Origin of the sequence: Alkalimonas cellulosilytica, assembly GCF_036325985.1 — a bacterium.
Classification (GTDB): Bacteria; Pseudomonadota; Gammaproteobacteria; order Enterobacterales; family Alteromonadaceae; genus Alkalimonas; species Alkalimonas cellulosilytica.
The window spans coordinates 1-18,390 of sequence record NZ_JAUHLI010000020.1 but is presented as its reverse complement, the minus strand read 5'-3'; the positions used below and the strand labels follow the sequence as shown (position 1 = coordinate 18,390).

The window sequence follows — 18,390 nt, the reverse complement described above, 5'->3', positions numbered from 1 at the left end:
GTGAGCTTGTTTTATCAGGCGCTGGCAAATTTCCAGCTTTTACCCCTCACCATCACCCTGCAACTGCAGAGTGATGGTGAGCTGCCTGCTTTTAAAGGCTCCATGTGGCACGGCTGGCTGGGTCATGCGTTAAAGCAGGTCAGCGAGCCGGCGTTTACGGCCTTGTACCAACAGCATGATCACGAACAACCCAAACCCTATGCCATTCAGCCCGGCTGCGATCAAAAAACGCAGTGGCGCCGGGGGGAATGCATTGAGTTTGGTTTAACCTTGTTTGGTCAGGCCACCGAGTTGTGGCCGGTATTGCTCAATGCTTTGCATGCCGGTCAAATTCTGGGTATTGGCCCGGCCCGCCTTAAGCTGCGTCTGCTGACGGTAGCCGTGCGAACCCCAACGGGCAACAGCCTGGACATACAGCCCCACAGCCTGGCGGCTTACCTGCCGCCGTGGGATGGGGGCCGCGAGCCATCGCTTCGTCAGGTGCATCTGCAGCTGCGCACCCCGCTTCGGCTCAAGCACCAAGGCCAACTGGTGCAACACCCCGAAGTGCTGACACCGCAATTGCTGGCAAAACAGACCCGGCGACGCCTGATGCAGCTTACCCGTTACTGGGTGGCGGACGATACGGCTCTATTGCAAGCCATCGATCAGCAACCACTTGGTTGCCAAGGCATTGAGTTGCAGCCATTTGTCTACTACGAAGACTGGCAGCGGTTTTCATTGCGGCAGCAGGAGTTTTTGTCGTTCGGGGGTTTAAAAGGCAGCCTGGCATGTCAGGGCGTTGGGTCCTCATTCTATCGTTGGCTGCAACTGGCGGCTTTGTTGCAGCTTGGCGGCAAAACCACGTTTGGCCTAGGCTGTCTGGATTTGGTAGCGGGCACCTGACAAGTTTGTAACCGAGGTTTTTTTCTGTTGAGTCGTTATGCTAAATCAAACAGGAGGAGTCGCCCATGTCCCACCGCCCTTTGTATCTGCACGATTCGTATGCCGAAGAAGCATGGCCGCAGCTAAGCCAGCCAGAACCGCAAGATATCACCAAGGCTGCATGCCTGGCCTTTGCCAATCAAACAGCGCAGTCTGCTGATCAGGCCATGCCCGAGCCATCACACGGCAACGATGCCCGTCTTAGCTGCAAATTACGAACTTTGTACATTGCAGAGCAAGGCGCGGTGGTCTCGCTCGAGCATGGTCGCATTCAGGTTCGTCACAATCACGAACTATTATTGTCCATCCCCAAGCAACAACTGGATAGCCTGATGACCTTTGGGGCTGTTCACCTAAATCGCTCGGTGTTGTTGCAAGCCTTATCGGGCCAATTGCCGGTGATGCTGATGTCGCAAGGTGCTTTTTTCCAGGGGCTCTTGGGGCCGCAAAACAACCCGTCGGAAGCATTGTTGCAAGCTTGGTTGCAACAGCGCCAGAACGCCATGCCCATTGCCAGCGAATTGGTCAGTGCCAAAATTCACAATCAACTCACCGTGCTTCGCCGCCAGGTGCGCTATCAACCTGAGTGGACAGATGACTTGCAAAAGCTTATTGAAAAAATTGCTGCACTCTTGGTAGCACTAAAGCGCTGCCCGAACCTGGATGCATTGCGTGGCGTGGAAGGCCTTGCGGCCCGCTACTATTTTGAAGCAATGCAGCACATGGTACCGGCACCATGGCGTTTTACAGGGCGTAACCGCCAACCAGCTGAAGATCCGATCAATGCGCTGTTGTCGCTTGGGTACAGCATCCTAACCCACAATGCGGTGGCATTTTGTCGTCGCCGGGGGTTGCCTCTGAATCTTGGCTTTTTGCACAATGCGGATCAGACATACCCGGCACTGGCGCTTGATACCATTGAGCCGTTTCGAGCACCCATTGTGGATGCAACGGTACTTAAGTTGGTTAAACAGCAAAAAATCAGCCCGAATGATTTTAAAGAAACCACTAAGGGGTGCCGGTTAGAAAGCAAGGCGCGCAAGGTATTTATTGGTGCCCTCGAAAAAACCATGCAACAGGAAGTGCAATACCGTGACCAACAGTTAGAAACCGATTATCGGCGCATTATGGATGCACAATTGCTGCTGCTAAAACAAGCGGTGCTTGATGGGAACCAAGATTTTAAGGCTTTTAGGGTACGGTAATGCGCCAACGATACATAGTGGCCTATGACATTGCTTGCCGCAAACGTCGGTATCGTATTGAGCGGTTGCTGTGCGAGTATGGCGATCGACTGCAGTACAGTATTTTTGAAGTGATTGCTACGCCTGCGCAGCAACGCGCCTTGCAGCGAAAATTAAAGGGCATGATGTGCACAAAGAGCGACGCCTTAAATTGTTATACCCTGAGTGAATGGGCCGCCAATAATGCTGTGTTGAAGGGGCAGGCTGCTTGGTCAAGTGAAGTGGAGGGCAGCTGGTGCATTGGTTAGTATGCTTTGATATTTCCGACAACAAAGCCCGACGGGAAGTCGTGAAACTTCTACTGAGTTCGGGTGTTCGGGTACAATACAGCATGTACGAAATTCAGTTAAAACCGCCGGAGTTTACCGCTTTGACTGCCGCGGTAGACGAGTGGCTGGATGATGAAACCGATAGAGTGCATTACGTGCCCTTAAACCCAACCGATCGCGCCAATCGGCGTGCATTTGGCATTGCACCCTTGGTAACCTTTCAAGATTTTTGGGTGCTGTAATGGGGTTTAAACAGTGGTTTTTGCACAGACAGTTGTTTTGTATAAGAAAAATGGCGGAATTTTGATGGAAATGGCAACTTTTGTCCCTAAAATGCTTGTTTTTGCTTGTGGTCCGACCTTTGCACAGCAAAGCCCCTCTGTAGCCCTTGACAGGCAAGGCCTGTAGAGGGTAGGGTATCAACACTGCCCGGTTTAGACGGGATTAAGACAATTGCTCCAGCTCCATTGCATCGGTCTGCCTTCGTATCAACACTGCCCGGTTTAGACGGGATTAAGACAACCAACTCGTCCCGGGTTATCATTGAAAAACTGTATCAACACTGCCCGGTTTAGACGGGATTAAGACAGAAGCAGTTTCCCATCCAAATGCTGAGCATTCGGGTATCAACACTGCCCGGTTTAGACGGGATTAAGACACGCGCTCCAGCGTCCTTAAGCCGGCCATGCCGGTATCAACACTGCCCGGTTTAGACGGGATTAAGACCAAAAAAATTGCCACGCCTAGCCACTGCACCATGTATCAACACTGCCCGGTTTAGACGGGATTAAGACTGCAGCAGCCGTTTCGTCCCACAGCGATGCTTGGTATCAACACTGCCCGGTTTAGACGGGATTAAGACACATGGCGGCCAAGCGTAGTGCGTTTTCTTTTGAGTATCAACACTGCCCGGTTTAGACGGGATTAAGACAACTCCTTCCGGAGTTGAAAGTATGATGCCATGTATCAACACTGCCCGGTTTAGACGGGATTAAGACAAAACATAGGTCATTGCGTCTTGGGTTAATTTGAGTATCAACACTGCCCGGTTTAGACGGGATTAAGACCAACGGGCCTCTTCTTCAGATTTCAAAGAAGCTAAGTATCAACACTGCCCGGTTTAGACGGGATTAAGACTGATGGCGTCTTGGGTTAGTGCTACAGCAAAAGTATCAACACTGCCCGGTTTGATTCGCACCATCCGTGGTGCTCAGCCTAAAGGCCCAGCCTGCGGCTGTTGGTGGTTGCTCCGGGCAACCACGCTGACGGGATTAAGACTTCTCGATATCAACCATCACACTTGTATCAACACTGCCCGACCAGTGTGCAGGAGCACACACTGGAACCGCTTTAGCGGGCCCGAAGGGCGAGCCATAGGACGTGGCGAGTAATTGATTCGCACCCGATTTCTCGGTTTGAATGCTCAGCCTAAAGGCCCAGCCTACGGCTGTTGGTGGTTGCTCCGGGCAACCACGCTGACGGGATCTTTTGGTGGTGAGTGTTGAATGTTGAGTTTTGAGTTGAGAGTGCTCTTTGGCGACAATTAGTTGTTATCGTCATTTGGCGCGCTGTGCCCAGTGTAGAGCAGAAACCCATCGCACAGTAAAACAACAAATAAAATTAACCCTATCATACGCTAATCATCCCATTTTTTAATGGATGTGAGCAATATAAGGTGAACATGACTCTGCATGAAAACCTGGCAATCAGGTTGCTTAGGTATGGCAAGCCTTCACCCCCGATTGTATTGAGTGCTGCTGGCTTTGCGGCTATTTACCTAATGATTTGTAATACGTATAAAAAACGTAGATGGTAGATACGCCTAAGCAAGCTAGGAAAAAAGCGAGTCCTAGAGTCATGTTAATCTCCGCATTTAATTGCCAGTTTGATTATTGCGCTTAACGGCACAGGGCGCAAGCAAGGGCAGCTCGATTTAGCCATCATGCGTTTAACCTGCGTCCGTGGTATCCGCCAGGCCAGCCGCGATGTACTGCAAAGCCAAATCTTCCGGGCTTAGTTGCAGTTGCTCTGCCCGTTGGCGCAACTGAGCCAACAATGGGTTTTCTGGCTCGGTCATTAATACCACGGTATGCCAGCGATTGTTGGTACATTTGCGTAAGCCGTTGGCAATAAAGCACTCGTCCAGGCTGTCAAAATTTGAAATATCCTTTATTTCCGGATGCATATGATCAACGCTCTGGCTGAGTAAGCGCTTGATATACAATTCTGTTGAGATCTGATGGTATTGTGCCGCGCGATCCAGATACTCCGGCGTCATCACACCGTCGCTAAAGGTGATTTGATACGTTCGGCTCATTTCGTTTCCTCGTGCTGTGGGTTAGGAGGGGCGCATGCTTTATCGCGGGATAAATCTGCTTGCCTGATACTGTTCCAGGCAGCGCGATGCACCCAAAAAATCACCAGCAAGGCGGTTGCGGTGCTTAGCCAAAAAAAAAGCTGCCAAAACAGATCGCTATTGCTCATGGGTTGTAAACTCCTTGAAATCCTTGTAAAGAAGGCGGGCAAATGCCAGTAATACCAGCAAGGTAGCGGTGAGAAACGGCCAGTTGAGCCCATCGCCAGAAGTCTTCGCCAGGGCGTAAAAGTGCACAGCCACGATAAGGGCTGCTGCATGTTTAGCCGCTTCAATGCTAATGTCAGGTATCTTTAACCGGTGAACCATGACCACGGTTACTGTCAGGGCGATAACCGATACACTGCAGAGCAGAATCAAGTAGTCGTCGCTTTGCAACCCAGCAAGGGATGGAATTAAGGCCAAGAGCTGCAGGACTTGCCAGTTCTCTTTCAGTGCAAACTGCCCTAAGGTGAGCTTGTTTTTTGTCATGTCTTGTTACCCTTGTTAAAACACATACCCAACACGGAACACAAGGTCCCAACCATCCCAGCTTGCTGTGCCGGCAGGCATGAGCCGGCTGCTCATGCCTATGGCTCCGGTCCAGCCTTTGCGGTCCTGGCAGGTGCTTAGGCCAAGCTCGAAACGTTGGTAGCCTTTGCTCAATGTGGTGGCCTGAAGGTCGGTATCGCTGATGGGAAATAAGTGCATGGCCTCCAGGTAGGCCCACTGCTGGCGCAGAGTGAACCCAACCGCAGGATACCAGGCGCTGGCGCTTTGAATGTTGGCGCAACCAAAACGGCCGGCGATCTCGTCCAGGCACAGGCTATAATGTTCTTGGTAAATCCCCCCATTGAACTGCAACCATGCCGTGAGCGCAAGCCTTGCCTGAATAAAGTTGCCGCGTACATTGCCTGCCAAGGGTTTGCCTTTAGGTTCCAAATAGGAACTGCTGCAGCCTAGCATGCAGTCGCTGCCTAAGGTGACGGCGAAACGATGCAGGGCGGGTTTCGTTGCCGCTGAATCTGTGCCATGCGCGCGTGGCTCAGCTAAAAATGGTTGGCCACGCAATTGCCGGATCTCCCGCTGCAACTGTTGGTTGCGAGCGCTGAATGGATCGTTCAGCTGAAGGGTCAGTTGGTAGTCGCCTTGCCAGTCTACCTGCTTCAGCTGGCTGTTCAATTCGGTGAACTCCATTCGGCCTTGCAACTGCAGGCTGGGTTGCAGCAAACGCCGGTCGATGCCAAGCTCTGCTGCGTGTTGCTGCAGGTAAGGCTGAGCGATCACCTCCTTAAGCAAGGCTTCACACTGGTTGGCCGTGGCCGCCACCCGACAATAGGTGGTATAGCTGCCGCTACCATGGCGGCTTGGTGCAAGGTGCTGTTGCATTCGCTGGTAGGCATGCTGATTGTCGGCCAATTCTTGCTGCAACCTGGCCAGGGTGCTGTCGTGGCCTGCTTGCCTGGCTTGACGCGCTTGCTCTGCCCGATAATGCTGCTGTATGGCATCGGAGTCAAAGCGGTACCGTGCCTGAACCCGGCATTCAATGGTTTGATCGGGCCTGATATGTGCCTGCTCGATGGGTCTGCCTTGCAGCGTTGCCAAGCCATACACGGTTTGCTCTATAAACTCCTGGCGGCTTTGCTGCAACCCGTGTTGGTTTTCGGTCCAGCTGGTTTGCACCACTTGATGAACAAACCCTTCGGCCTGGCGAGCAGCATCGAGCCGGGCAGCACGTTCTGCGTTGCTGCAGGCGACAGAGCGGGCATCGTGCTGTGCTGTTCCTGTACCTTCAAAGTAGGTGTTGGCCAAGGCTGTGGGCGCCATAGGCAATGCCAAAGCGCTCAGGACGAAAGCTGTTAGGGTGGCAGGGCGAGTTGTGGTGTGCATGGTACCTCCAAACTGTTGTCAATGGGCGCATCAGCGATGGGCAGACTGTATCAAAGCCAGCGCAGGGCAAGGTCTTCACAAACTTGTGGTTGTGTTGCGGGCGGTGCTTTTTTCGGCCATGTCCGCAGGGGTACTGAGCCGGATGCAATGCAGTTGCTGCCCTTGAAAGCGGCCTTGCCAATGCGTTTGGTGCAGCCCGGCTGGCACCACGCCAAAACGATTGCGCTGGCTGAGCTGGTGTTGCTGCCATTGGAGCTGCTCTTTGGCATCGTGCTGTTCCAGCTGCCGTTGGCTGTGACTGTGCTGTTGCACCAGATTGCGCTGGCCGAATTGGGCTTGTGCCCGCAACAATGCCAGGGTTTTGCCATCCGGCCCGGCAGGGGCGCAGGCACTGCTGCTATGGCCATCGGACTCCGCCATCGGTTGCTGCACCCAGCTTGGTACGCTGTTTGATGCACAAGCCATGGTGAGCAGGCTGCAGCCAATCAGCAGCCAATTGCGGTTACAAGGGAGCGGGCAGGGCAAACGGTTGTCTCCTGTCTTAAATCGTGACGTTGGGGTTAAAACACATACCCCAGCCGAAGGTTTAAATCGGTGCTGTTCCAGCCTGATTGGCCGGTAGCTGGCATGCTGCGGGTTGCGATACCGAGCTCAAAGGTGAACCTTGAATCGGCCCGCAGGCTGGTCAGCCCAAGCTCATAGCGTTGATAGCCTTGCTCCAGCGTTTGCTCGCCCAGTGCAATAGGCCGCACGTTAAACAGCTGCATCGCTTCGAAATACCACCAGTTGCGGTACAGACTGATGCCCAAAGCTGGCAGAGTAGCGTTCTGCGTGACAATGTCTGCGCATCGGTTGCCGCGCCCCTTTTGCCGGCACTGCACAAAGTTTTCGCCATAAAGCCCGGCATTCAGGCTAAACCAGCGGCCAGTGATGAGCCGCAGGTGCAGGTAGTTGGTGCGTACCAGCTGTGCATCGGTTTTATTCACTGATTTCCAGCTGCTCATGGTGCTGGTAGAGCACGCCAGACAGTCACTGCCATAGGAAACGCCAAAGCGAAGCCACTCCGGCCGCCAGCTGCTGCTCGCTTGCTTGTCTGGCCAGTCTGTCTGTTGGCTGCGCATGTTTTGCCGGGCAATGGCGCGAGCTAGCTGCTGGTTTCGCTCGGCATAAGGATTGCTGAGTGAAAACCGAAGCTGATAACTGCCTTGCCAGTTGGCCTGGTTCAGTTGGCTGTTGATGGCGCTTAGCTCGGTTCGGCCTTGCAAGTCAATGTGGTGTTGCAAAGCACTGCTGTCCAGCCCAAGCTCATCACTCAGTGCTTGCCGGTAAGGTGCGGCAATGCGCTCTCCTATGACCGTTTCACACTGCGCCAAGGGCCAGGTAGCCTGACAAACCTCACGCACGGTGGTGCTGCCCAGATAGGGGGCCGCAGGCATGGCTTGTTGCAGCGCCTTCCAGGCCGCTTGGTTCTCTGCCAGCTCTTGGTGCAGGTTGGCCAGTGCAAGCTCACGCTCTGTCTGGCGCGATACCCGCGCTTGCTCCGCTTCCAGCTGTTGACGGATGGCTGTGGTGTCAATGCGGTAACGGGCTTCAACCTGGCACTCTACATGGTAATTATCCAGCAATACCGTGCGCTCCCTGGCTTCGCCTTGCTTGATGGCTTTGCCGTATACCGTGGTTTCAATAAAGTCACTGCGGCTTTGCTGCAGGCCGTGCTCGTTTTCAAATGCACTGGCCCGCACATGACGCCGGACGTAACTTTCAGCCTGGCGAGCGGCATCCAGGCGCGCAGCGCGCTCAGCGTTCTGGCAGGCGGTGTTGCGTGAATCATGCACCGCGGTACCGGTTCCGGTATAGAGGGTGCTTGCCTGTGCCCATGAGCTTAAACACAAAGCGGCTGCGGCGAAGGTGCGTGCATTGAAAACCATGAAATCTCCTGCAATGTTCGTTCAAAAAGGATTGGGCCGGGTTACTGCGCTAAGGCAGCTTGCTCAGCCCGATAGCGGGCGTTTCGCTCCATGAGCTCGCGATGCGCCCTATCCATAGCGGCTTGAGCCATCCGCTCCTGATCGCGCTCGGCCACGTCCAGGTGCAACAGGATGTAAGCCCGAAAACCATCCCGCTCGCGAATGATTTCTCGGTTCAGCACCGTGCTGCCGGCAACATCCACTTCCGGCAAATAGCGGTCGGCTGTGGTTTCCAGCAGCATGCGGGATTCCCCGGTGAGCAGGTTGTTGCGCCGGTGCATTTTGACCTGCTCAGAAACCAGCGCCTGGGTGTTTCGGGCCAGCTCCAGCTGCGCCATCAGCATGGCGTTATCGACCGCTGCCTGCATGTCGCGAGAAAACGAGGTACCGCGGCCAAGGGTGCCCTGCAGAGTGCTAACTTCGCTTTGCAGGTACCAATCGGGGGCAGCCCGGAAGCTTTGGTTGCGATCTTTCACCCGTTGCTCGTACTCGGCCTGCTGCAGTTTGGCCAGACGTTGCTCGGGGCTGCTGCTGCAGCCACTGGCAAGCAGCGTTGCGATCACAGCAGCAGTCATTGGCAGGGTGGTCAGGGTAAAGCGTGTGTGTTTTTTGTTCATAATGTGTTCCTTATGGATGAGAATCAAAAGCATAACCGGGTTCGGCGCTGTCGCCGATATCACAAAGTTGTCAGTTCAAAAAGCCGCTACATTCGTTTAAAAATGCACACCACTCCGGCTTTGTTGAAATGGATGGGCTGATGAATGTCGCAAAATGCAGCAATCACGCTAATGGGCAATTGTTCATTGCCAAAGCGGGTGGGCTGGAACACAAAACGGTTGCCATCCCGACAGGCGCTGATATCAAAGTTTTGGTCGACCTGACACAGGGTGTTGGCCGCCAATGCCTGTTGCTCGGCAACACTGGTCGACGCCGGAGTGTCCTTGGGTGTCGCCTGGCTCTCACCGTTGCAAGCAGTCATCAGGCAGGCGGCAGTGGCGATAGCGAAAGCAGAGATTTTTTTCATCACAATTTCCTCGTGTTGTTTGATGAGGCTATTGTGCCGTCAAAGGCCAAAAAATTTTGGATGACAAACTTGTGAGTGATGGGTAGTTAGTGCCCGTCCAGAAAGGCGGGCACTAGCGCAGCGCAGGGATGCGTTCCAGAATAAGGGCAGAAGCCCGTTTCTGGATGAAAACTAGTCAACCTTGCACCCTGGTAAGGCCTGCGCAAAACGTCAGCTATGCTGTTTCGGGCAGGCAATTGGTTCGGCGGTCGTAGCCGGTAAAAGCCCTACGGCTTGCTTTTTTTGTTGTTAAACAGTGCCAACAGCTCCGCTTTGCTGCGGCAAAGTCTGACACCGTGGCCTTTGCAGTAGTCGACAAACTGATTGAGGGCTTTCTCGGTGCGGGCCGCTTGGAAAAACAGCGGGCTAAGCAACAGCACCTTATTAAGCCTGCCAAATTGATCGGCCAGACTGCTCAGTTGCTGCACCATCTCGTTGGGGGCCTGGTTGGGTTTGTGCGTGACCTTGGTTTCTATCACGTAGCCTGCTGTTTGGTAAAAGCACACAAAGTCCAGCTCACGCTGGTTGCCTTGCTCACCGGTCGAGGATGGCGACAAGCCACGCAGCAACTGTGTGGGCTCTATGTGCTCTGAAAGCCATTGGTGCACCAGGTCTTCCAGCCATATCCCGCTGAGCCAGCGTTTAAATTGTTGCGCCAGGCTTTTTTTCTGTTTCTGATGTCGAATGATCAGCTGTTTTGGTTTCAGCTGCAACTGGCCTTGTGAGAAATCAGCCAACTGTGCCAGCCATTGCAGCCCATCGGTATCCTGCCTGCGAGTCTCGGGAATGCTGATGCTGAAGCTGCCGCTTTTTGCCTGAGGTTGGTACCAGGGCGATGACGCCAGCTCGGCTGCCAGCCAACTCATTACGGAGTCGGGATCCTGGTACTGCTGCCAAATGCTGTTGGCCATAGCTTGGGCGTTTGGGGCGTCGGAAAAGGCATTGGCCTGGGTCGGCAATGGGTAAGTTTTGCTGGCATACAAGTCCAGGGCGTGCTGAGCCTCGATAAGTTTGTCGAGTTTTTGCTCTTGATAACTGTCGGGGTTACCGGGTTGCCAGCTTTGCAGGTGGTCGTCGAACTGGCCTTTGTAATGCACCCGCTCAATGGGTAGGCAATCCAGCAAGGCCAAAGGGATTACCTTGGTGCCGCCGCTGCCGTTCAGTTCCAGCCGGTGGCTGTGGCTAAGTGGCAATAAATCCTCGCGGGCAAAATTGCACAGTGCTTGGTAGCAATCGGCATTATCGGGCAAGTTTTTGCTATCCACCTGGCTGCTGGGTCTTAGCTTTTGCAGTACCCCAGCAAACCGCTGACGGTGATCCTGGTATTTTTTTGAAGCCAACAAAACAAAACGATGCGCATCGCTGGTCAGGCAGTTGTAGAGCTGCGCAATGTTGTGATCGGAGATTGGGATGATCAACGCTGTTGTGGCAGAATTTAGGTGTTTTTTAGGCATCTGGTATCCAGGCGGCCACTTTTGAATGCAACCCATGGACGCTTGTGGTACTTATCGTATAACTTTAATTTAATTTTTTTTAGTTCCAATGAAAAGGGAATTGCACGCAATGAATATTATTAGTTTGTACGATGGCCTATGTCCTCCTGCCATGCACAAGGCCAATCGGTATTCTTTGTCCGAGGCGCTGTCCGCCAACGATGTTAAGTTTACCGCCATAGCGGGGGTGCATGCCAATTCATTGAACCTGTGGAGCATTGCTAAAGGGCATTTTCCGTCCTTGCCTTGCTACGTTTTGCTGGACGATGGCCAATGGGTAGAGTGGCACTGGCACTTCAGCCTCCCCAAGGATGCAGTTAAAAGCAGCACTCAAGACGCCGACTCTGACAATTTGCCGCCTGCTGCCTTGGCACAGACGGCAGCGTCTAGCAAAGCAATGGCGTCAACAGAGGCATCAGCAGCATCAAAAGAATCAAAAGAATCAGCGCCCTCTGCGTCGGTTGCACCAGTGCCAGAGCCGGCTGCTGCAAGCGCAGCGCCTGTGGCTCCCGCTTCAAGTGATACCCCAGCCAAAGAAGGCGAGCACAAAGTTGACGTTCAGGCTTGCACGCCAAAAGCGAACGACGCCGTCAGCGACAAAGTCATTAACCAACGCGACTTTGAAATTTTCAAAAGATTTAGCTGGGGTGAAAAGGAGTGGCAGCAGGCCGAACGATTTTTCGAGCAGCAGCTGGATTGGGCACAGCAGCAAGGGATTGCCAATCCGGCATTGCTAAAACGCTTTGAAACTGCTCGTCGGCATGGCAAACAGGCAGCCGAGTTGATCGCAGAAATGCGGCAACGGTTGAAAAGCGATGATGAACAAGTTGTGCGTGCTTGGCTGGAAAAGGCCAGAGGCCACATGGCCAACCGGGCCATCAAAGCATCTTTGCTGAAACTGGATAAAGAAGTGGCTTTTATTCAGCGCAAAAAGAAACAGCGGCAAGCATTGAAAAAGCAGCCTTTTGTGGTCGATTTGCCCACGATTTATCATGGCAATGGGGTGCACCCCCACGCCATCCGGCAATTGCAACCTTCGGCCAGCTGGACCATGCTCATCGATGAGGGCGGGGAGCAGTTTGGCTTGGACGCCAGCCAGCTGAGTCTCAGCGATAAAAGTCTGGGACGGGCGGTAGCCTTATTGGTGCCAGAACATGCCACCTTGCCACCACTGGCCATGAAAACACACAGCACCGACCTGGATGCCATGCAGGTGCAAGCCTTGGTCAAAACCATTTTGGCGCAACCTGTTGGTGTCTTTGGGGCGCAGGTAAATGATGATCTGCTTTCTGGCAGCTGGCTGGGATCGATTGAGCAATTGGTGCGCTGGGTATTGCTGCTGTTGCCGGTAAAGGGCCCCACCAAAGTGCAGGTGTTGATTGAACAGCGCGGTGATTACAGTGCACAACAAGCCGACCTGCGCGCTTTGGCTGATGTGATTGAAAGCCAGTTGGTAGCTTTATTGCCTGATCGCTTTGGTGGTTTACGTCTCAGTTTTGCGGTGGTGGACAAACAGCACCCGCACAATGGGTATGTTGATGCCATCGCGCATTTGTGGTCGACACCCACGCGAGAAAAGAAACAAATTCTGGCCCATACCGGTTGGCAGCATCACTGCTTGTTGCAAAACAGCAAAATGCCGGCAATTGAGCGTCTGTACCGCAGGGTGTTGGAGGGTGAATTGCCAGAGCCGGCGGCCTGGCTGGACGCTTGTACCTCTGCCCCTGAGGAAAGCGAAGCCTCCTTGTTGCACGATGTGTTGGCGCAAACAGCACGCCGGGCACAACAACAGCCGGCGGTGCTTTCAGCTTATTTGGCGCAGGTGCAGCAACGCATTCGCGAGCGAACCATTGCACCGGGGCAATTGGTGACGGCGCTGCAGTGGTTGCAGGCGCAACTGCCCAAAGAGCAATGGCCGCTGTCTTTGGCTTGTGTGCTGGAGTCATCCAGCCTGGTCGCAGAAAATCACCTTGGGTTGTTTGATGCCGATAGGGTCGCTGCTTTGCAGCACCAGGCAGAGCAATTGGCCGAGGAAGATGCGCAGTTGGCTTGCCAGCTGATGCTGCGGCTGGCCAGTAGCTGCACCAACAATTATCAGTTTGGCCAAGTCAGTCAGGTGGTCAGTTCCTGGTTGCGACGGCCGGTAGAAACGGTTGGCTTGCTCAATCGGGGCAAGTTGTTATCCACCGAAGGGCAATTGCTGGCGTTTCAGGGGCAGCATGCACTGGCTTTATCGCATTTTGATGATGCCATTGCTACTTTTGAACGTTTGTCCGATCCGGTAGAGCGTCGTCGCCAGGTGCAGCAAAGCTGGCACTACCGCGCGGTAACTTTGCTGGCGCAGGGTGAGCCTCAGGCGGCCAATGAAGTACAGGGTTTGGTGAAGCTGGCACTAGGCGATCAGATGCCCCGCGCGATGAAACAGCTTGCTGAAAGTGGTTTCGAACACCAATACCTGCATTATTTGGTGATGCGGGCTTTGGTGCAGTTTCCGGTTTTGCAGGACATGCGGCAAAGCTACCTGGCCAATCAGGACAGCTGGGATATGGAGCCAACCCACCCATGGATGCTGATCCAGGCTTACCGAGGATGGATGTTGGCCGAAGCCAAGCAAACAGAACAAGCCACTCTGTGTTTTGAGCATGCCATAGCAGCCTGCCAGGCACATACAGCAAGCCCAATATTGCTGTGGATGGGGCATTGCCTTGCGGCATTGGGCCAAAGCCTTGGTCTGGCGATTTCTGTGCCTTCCAGCGCTCAGCCACTGCCTGCTGTGTTCCCACAGGTTAGCTTGCCACAACTGGCCAGAGCCGAAAGCAACAAAGTCCGTTTTGGAGTGCTGGAGCAGTTGCTGCCTTTTAACTTCCACTAAGTGATTGCGCATAGCAACTGGCAAACCTGCCGATTAAAAAAGCCAGGGAAAACATTGTTTTCCCTGGCTTTTATGTAAGAAAAGGCGCAGAGCAGAGGGTTAGGCCAGCAATTGATCCAGAATGTGCTGCAATTTACTCTCTAACCTTGCCTGATCGTTTAGCAGTTGCTGTACATCGGCCTGGGTGCCTTTGTCGCCATGAGCCAGGGCATTGCGTAAGTTCCGAAGCAAAAGGTAGCATTCTCCTTCCGCCGTTTTGCGAAATGGCCTATCGTCATCCAGTGATTTTTGTACTTCTTTGCGAACTTGATAGTTGCTTTCCTGGCCTGGGTGCGCCCCACTTTCCCGAACTTTACGTGTTAAGTAAGCTTCAAAGGCATAAATGGTGGCTCTTAAGTAATCCTTGCGCTGCATGGCATGCGTTGCCTGGGCACTTTGGCGCTGAAAAATGTAGCTTTCATTGACCCAAGCTGTTTTTTGCAGCAGCACGGGTTTTAGCAAGGCGGCAGCACTATTGAGGGATTCGGTTTCCAATGCCTGACGAACCTTCTTTAAAGGGTTGCGCGCTTGATCGGAGCGATGGACACTCATGTAAAAACTGGCTTTGGTCAAATCACTGCCCAGAGTTGAGTTACTTAGCAAGTCCGCTACTTCGGTTAAATCACCGGTATGCTCTGCCAAACTAGCAGCATTAATCCATTGTTGAATGTGCAACAAGCCAGACAAATCAACGTAATGCCCTTGTTTGGTATCATCGTTGTACTCACCATAACACAGTTGTGTCACGCGAACTTCTGGCTTAATAGCTTGCAGGTATTGCATGGCCGCAAGTGCCATCATGGGTAAGTGACGAAAGCTGTGTGTAATATCAAGAACCACTTCTGCCTGATCTGGAATGGCATTGGCGATCACTTGCAGCATGGTTAATTGCTCTGTTTCCGTGCGAGCAAAAGGGATCAGCAATAGTTGATACCGACACGGTGTGTGTGGTTCGATGCTGGCCATCACATGGTCAAGCATTTCCTGGGTAACCCGCTGCTCATCCACGGCCTCCAGCAAGCCTTCAATCAAAGGGTTTTTGATGTCATCCGGGATCGCCATATCATCCAATAAACCATCCCACATGCTGCCACAGGTACCAAGAATCACCATGCTGTCTGGTTGCATGCGCTCTTGCAGCAAATAGCCAAAGTACGCTAAGGGTTGGCTTGGTCCTTCTGGCATTTGATAAACCGTTGTTCGGTAGCTGCCATCATTTTTTGGGGTTCTGCCAAGAAAGCTGATCAAATATTTTTCCATAAGACGGTTACGCTCCAACAAAGGTAATCATATCCGCCATAATAGGCAGCTGGTATGGGTTATTCTGGCCTTTTGTTTGCGGTACCAGCAGGTTGACCGCCGCTTTCGGCAGGTGTTTGCTCAGGTATTTTTGCAGGCTGGTTCGGCGGTCACTGAAGTTGTTTTCGTCGAAGCGGTGATCGCTCACACGCTTTAAAGCATCGACGGTTTTTCCATCCAGGCTGCCTTGGAACTCGAGCTCTTCAAGCGCGTCGATAAGGTTTTCCGAATCAAACCGAATCCCTTCCAGTGTGCACAGCTCTTGCAAGATAGCCAAGGTGAAGTCGGCTGTTTCATTGCGGTACGTTTGGCGGTAAAAGCCGGGTTCATTGTGTTTTTTGGCGCGGGCAAAAGCAGCCAACAGGGCAAAATCGGCTTTGCGGTTTCCAAATTCAATGGTCTTATGGCCAAAGGTAACCTGCGGGTTGGCTTTGTCGAAGTTCAGCGTTAGCTGCACATGCTCAGGGCGCTGCGCCAGTTGGATGGCGTTCACAATCTCGTTGTAGCTAAATTGCTCAAACTCTGCCACCAACTTCGGGTTGAGCATGCGCTGACTAATAAGCGGTATTTCGGCCAGCATGACTTCGGCTTTGCTGCAATCCAATCGGATATTGTCACGGCCATCAATGGTTTTTGATTGCAGGGTGGGGTAGTAAAACTGCGGGTTCGATTCAAATTGCTCGGATACCAGCACATGGCTTAAACGATCAAAGTCCCGGCCAAAAATTGACATGGCATAGCCCAGGAAAAAAGTCATGGTTTTACGTCCGCCCGCAATGGAGGCATGAATACGGACATCGTTATCCAGGCTGCGATTTGCAATTGTTTTTACAATGAAATCGGCCAGGGCTTCCTGATCCTCCAATGTACGGGCATCGGCCACTTCATTGCCTGCCGCATCTGGGATTACGTGGATCAATGACTCGGAAAACTCCGGCAGTTCCAGGTTGTACTCGTCACAAAGTGCTTGCAGTTTGCCATCGGTAATTAAGTTGAGCCGTGCTTGCTCTTTGCCGAACGAAGTTGTCAGGATCTCGATTTTTTGTGGCCATTCCAGCCCTTGTTTGTAAATCCCATACAAGGTTTCGGTAATAACCTGCGGGGTTGCGCCGGTCACGGCAAGCAGCAGGGTCTTGGTTGGTTGGCTCATAGTCAAACTCCGTAATACTAATGTGTGAGTGGGTAGTCTAAGTGGATGAGAGGATTTGGAGCAGATGACAAGTTTGTGATGCTCCTTGGCGCTGGGGCTCCGTCTTTGTATCCTTGACTGGGTATTCAGATCTTCCTGGACAAAAGCTTACCTTGATTGGACTGGAAATCCCAGACACTAGGCCGATGATTTTCCGAAATAAATCATTTTCTGGGAGAAAGGTTTAAGCCTTTACAATGCCAGGTGGTGGGGGTAAGATTTGTTGGCTCTTGGATAAAAAGGTGATGGCTAAAAAATAGCCAATCGATTGATTAAAAATCAATCAATTATTTTCTGTTGGAACTTGCTGTTTTTTATAAAGAAAAAATTAGCTTAGAGTCCAACAGCTGCCCCGACTATTGAGGGGATTAAGACATAGAGTAATGGTCCGCATGGGCCTCTTTATCGTCCAACAGCTGCCCCGACTATTGAGGGGATTAAGACTGCTACTGCTCTGTGCCACGTATCCAACAAGTGTCCAACAGCTGCCCCGACTATTGAGGGGATTAAGACGTTTTGATTACTGCTTCTCGCTCCGCGTCCAGGTCCAACAGCTGCCCCGACTATTGAGGGGATTAAGACCTGTCGTCACAGGCCAGCACAATAGGCTCCACGTCCAACAGCTGCCCCGACTATTGAGGGGATTAAGACTCCTACGGCCCGTCACAAGGTTTTCTCGTCAATTGTCCAACAGCTGCCCCGACTATTGAGGGGATTAAGACACCCCAGGCAATACGCTCACCCATGATAATCAGTCCAACAGCTGCCCCGACTATTGAGGGGATTAAGACTTTGAACGGTCGGTCGTCCTCGTCGAACAAGGCGTCCAACAGCTGCCCCGACTATTGAGGGGATTAAGACATGCTCAGTAACATTGTGTTTTTTACCTATAATGTCCAACAGCTGCCCCGACTATTGAGGGGATTAAGACCGTTATTTAACCTTTACGCGGTTTTTAGGGACGTCCAACAGCTGCCCCGACTATTGAGGGGATTAAGACATTTCTTGTACTGCAGGGCGTTTCATGCTCATAAGTCCAACAGCTGCCCCGACTATTGAGGGGATTAAGACCTGCACCAGGTACGATGCCCCGCCTGACTTAACGTCCAACAGCTGCCCCGACTATTGAGGGGATTAAGACTCACCCTCGTTGTAGCGAGCGATGGTATTTTGTGGTCCAACAGCTGCCCCGACTATTGAGGGGATTAAGACCATTTCCACTAATACCTTGGCATTTTTTCTGGATGTCCAACAGCTGCCCCGACTATTGAGGGGATTAAGACGTGCGTCCTGCTGCGCCCTCGTTCCATATCAGGGTCCAACAGCTGCCCCGACTATTGAGGGGATTAAGACCGGTGGGACACTAGCCAATCAGCCAGCTTATCGGTCCAACAGCTGCCCCGACTATTGAGGGGATTAAGACCTCCCCCTAGTGGTGTCTCCGAGGGGGCATCCGTCCAACAGCTGCCCCGACTATTGAGGGGATTAAGACAACTCTTCGACGTTCTTTGGTCGGTGATATAAGTGTCCAACAGCTGCCCCGACTATTGAGGGGATTAAGACTCGAAGGCCCTGGCTGTGGAAATCCGTCCACTGTCCAACAGCTGCCCCGACTATTGAGGGGATTAAGACGGGATACACATCCCCACTCCATTGCGCCTGCTAGGTCCAACAGCTGCCCCGACTATTGAGGGGATTAAGACACTCGTATATTGTTTCTAGGGATATACATCCCCGTCCAACAGCTGCCCCGACTATTGAGGGGATTAAGACAACCTTAAACCCACT

The 18,390-nt window shown here is 52.8% G+C and carries 15 protein-coding genes and 2 CRISPR repeat arrays; of the genes, 5 read left to right on the top strand and 10 right to left on the bottom strand.

The window, feature by feature from the left end; all coding sequences use genetic code 11:
* The 4 genes from cas6 to cas2 (QWY20_RS16285) all read left to right on the top strand — a co-directional run bounded on the left by cas6 (position 1) and on the right by cas2 (QWY20_RS16285) (position 2,679).
* Complete coding sequence (gene cas6 / locus QWY20_RS16300) at positions 1-885, top strand: CRISPR system precrRNA processing endoribonuclease RAMP protein Cas6 (protein WP_330130069.1); 885 nt, start codon at positions 1-3, stop codon at positions 883-885.
* Positions 886-950: 65 nt separating this feature from the next.
* Positions 951-2,129, top strand: a complete 1,179-nt coding sequence (cas1, locus tag QWY20_RS16295) for a CRISPR-associated endonuclease Cas1 (protein ID WP_330130068.1) — start codon at positions 951-953, stop codon at positions 2,127-2,129.
* The gene (gene cas2 / locus QWY20_RS16290) at positions 2,129-2,416 is read left to right on the top strand and encodes a CRISPR-associated endonuclease Cas2 (RefSeq protein WP_330130067.1); all 288 of its coding nucleotides are present in this window, start codon (positions 2,129-2,131) and stop codon (positions 2,414-2,416) included. Before cas1 ends, cas2 (QWY20_RS16290) begins: the two co-directional genes overlap by 1 nt.
* A complete protein-coding gene (gene cas2 / locus QWY20_RS16285) occupies positions 2,404-2,679 on the top strand; it encodes a CRISPR-associated endonuclease Cas2 (protein WP_330130066.1) in 276 nt (91 codons plus the stop codon). Before cas2 (QWY20_RS16290) ends, cas2 (QWY20_RS16285) begins: the two co-directional genes overlap by 13 nt.
* A gap of 174 nt (positions 2,680-2,853) precedes the next feature.
* A CRISPR array of direct repeats spans positions 2,854-3,574; the repeat unit is 35 nt; unit sequence GTATCAACACTGCCCGGTTTAGACGGGATTAAGAC.
* A gap of 811 nt (positions 3,575-4,385) precedes the next feature.
* Here the strand turns inward: cas2 (QWY20_RS16285) and QWY20_RS16280 are convergent.
* From QWY20_RS16280 to QWY20_RS16245, 8 genes are all read right to left on the bottom strand, one after another.
* Positions 4,386-4,754 carry a hypothetical protein gene (locus QWY20_RS16280; RefSeq protein WP_330130065.1) on the bottom strand — a complete coding sequence of 123 codons (369 nt, stop codon included), beginning with the start codon at positions 4,752-4,754 and terminating at the stop codon, positions 4,386-4,388.
* A gap of 156 nt (positions 4,755-4,910) precedes the next feature.
* Positions 4,911-5,282 (bottom strand): hypothetical protein, encoded by a 372-nt coding sequence (locus QWY20_RS16275; RefSeq protein WP_330130064.1) that lies wholly within the window; start codon positions 5,280-5,282, stop codon positions 4,911-4,913.
* A gap of 15 nt (positions 5,283-5,297) precedes the next feature.
* A complete protein-coding gene (locus QWY20_RS16270; RefSeq protein ID WP_330130063.1) occupies positions 5,298-6,680 on the bottom strand; it encodes a hypothetical protein in 1,383 nt (460 codons plus the stop codon).
* A 75-nt stretch (positions 6,681-6,755) separates the two neighbouring features.
* Positions 6,756-7,145: a hypothetical protein gene (locus tag QWY20_RS16265; RefSeq protein WP_330130062.1), complete on the bottom strand. Its 390-nt coding sequence runs from the start codon at positions 7,143-7,145 to the stop codon at positions 6,756-6,758.
* Positions 7,146-7,240: 95 nt separating this feature from the next.
* Entirely contained in the window at positions 7,241-8,608 is a 1,368-nt protein-coding gene (locus tag QWY20_RS16260) for a hypothetical protein (protein WP_330130061.1), read from the bottom strand.
* A gap of 41 nt (positions 8,609-8,649) precedes the next feature.
* Positions 8,650-9,264, bottom strand: a complete 615-nt coding sequence (locus QWY20_RS16255) for a hypothetical protein (RefSeq protein WP_330130060.1) — start codon at positions 9,262-9,264, stop codon at positions 8,650-8,652.
* An 86-nt stretch (positions 9,265-9,350) separates the two neighbouring features.
* A complete protein-coding gene (locus tag QWY20_RS16250) occupies positions 9,351-9,671 on the bottom strand; it encodes a hypothetical protein (protein ID WP_330130059.1) in 321 nt (106 codons plus the stop codon).
* A gap of 266 nt (positions 9,672-9,937) precedes the next feature.
* A complete protein-coding gene (locus QWY20_RS16245) occupies positions 9,938-11,164 on the bottom strand; it encodes a PDDEXK family nuclease (RefSeq protein ID WP_330130058.1) in 1,227 nt (408 codons plus the stop codon).
* A 109-nt stretch (positions 11,165-11,273) separates the two neighbouring features.
* On the opposite strand from QWY20_RS16245, the gene QWY20_RS16240 reads away from it, so the two are divergent.
* Positions 11,274-14,075, top strand: coding sequence for a hypothetical protein (locus QWY20_RS16240; protein WP_330130057.1), 2,802 nt, complete (start codon positions 11,274-11,276; stop codon positions 14,073-14,075).
* A 99-nt stretch (positions 14,076-14,174) separates the two neighbouring features.
* Here QWY20_RS16240 and csx2 read toward each other — a convergent pair whose 3' ends face one another.
* Both csx2 and csm6 read right to left on the bottom strand, forming a co-directional pair.
* Positions 14,175-15,374 (bottom strand): TIGR02221 family CRISPR-associated protein, encoded by a 1,200-nt coding sequence (gene csx2, locus QWY20_RS16235; RefSeq protein ID WP_330130056.1) that lies wholly within the window; start codon positions 15,372-15,374, stop codon positions 14,175-14,177.
* Positions 15,375-15,381: 7 nt separating this feature from the next.
* The gene (gene csm6, locus QWY20_RS16230; RefSeq protein WP_330130055.1) at positions 15,382-16,563 is read right to left on the bottom strand and encodes a CRISPR-associated ring nuclease Csm6; all 1,182 of its coding nucleotides are present in this window, start codon (positions 16,561-16,563) and stop codon (positions 15,382-15,384) included.
* A 377-nt stretch (positions 16,564-16,940) separates the two neighbouring features.
* Positions 16,941-18,375: a CRISPR direct-repeat array (repeat unit 37 nt; unit sequence GTCCAACAGCTGCCCCGACTATTGAGGGGATTAAGAC).
* Positions 18,376-18,390: the final 15 nt, after the last annotated feature.

Coding starts and splice junctions, on each gene's coding strand:
- cas1 (WP_330130068.1), top strand. CDS start 951: ATGTCCCACCGCCCTTTGTATCTGCACGATTCGTATGCCGAAGAAGCA.
- cas2 (WP_330130067.1), top strand. CDS start 2,129: ATGCGCCAACGATACATAGTGGCCTATGACATTGCTTGCCGCAAACGT.
- QWY20_RS16280 (WP_330130065.1), bottom strand. CDS start 4,754: ATGAGCCGAACGTATCAAATCACCTTTAGCGACGGTGTGATGACGCCG.
- QWY20_RS16275 (WP_330130064.1), bottom strand. CDS start 5,282: ATGACAAAAAACAAGCTCACCTTAGGGCAGTTTGCACTGAAAGAGAAC.
- QWY20_RS16270 (WP_330130063.1), bottom strand. CDS start 6,680: ATGCACACCACAACTCGCCCTGCCACCCTAACAGCTTTCGTCCTGAGC.
- QWY20_RS16265 (WP_330130062.1), bottom strand. CDS start 7,145: ATGGCTTGTGCATCAAACAGCGTACCAAGCTGGGTGCAGCAACCGATG.
- QWY20_RS16260 (WP_330130061.1), bottom strand. CDS start 8,608: ATGGTTTTCAATGCACGCACCTTCGCCGCAGCCGCTTTGTGTTTAAGC.
- QWY20_RS16255 (WP_330130060.1), bottom strand. CDS start 9,264: ATGAACAAAAAACACACACGCTTTACCCTGACCACCCTGCCAATGACT.
- QWY20_RS16250 (WP_330130059.1), bottom strand. CDS start 9,671: ATGAAAAAAATCTCTGCTTTCGCTATCGCCACTGCCGCCTGCCTGATG.
- QWY20_RS16245 (WP_330130058.1), bottom strand. CDS start 11,164: ATGCCTAAAAAACACCTAAATTCTGCCACAACAGCGTTGATCATCCCA.
- QWY20_RS16240 (WP_330130057.1), top strand. CDS start 11,274: ATGAATATTATTAGTTTGTACGATGGCCTATGTCCTCCTGCCATGCAC.
- csx2 (WP_330130056.1), bottom strand. CDS start 15,374: ATGGAAAAATATTTGATCAGCTTTCTTGGCAGAACCCCAAAAAATGAT.
- csm6 (WP_330130055.1), bottom strand. CDS start 16,563: ATGAGCCAACCAACCAAGACCCTGCTGCTTGCCGTGACCGGCGCAACC.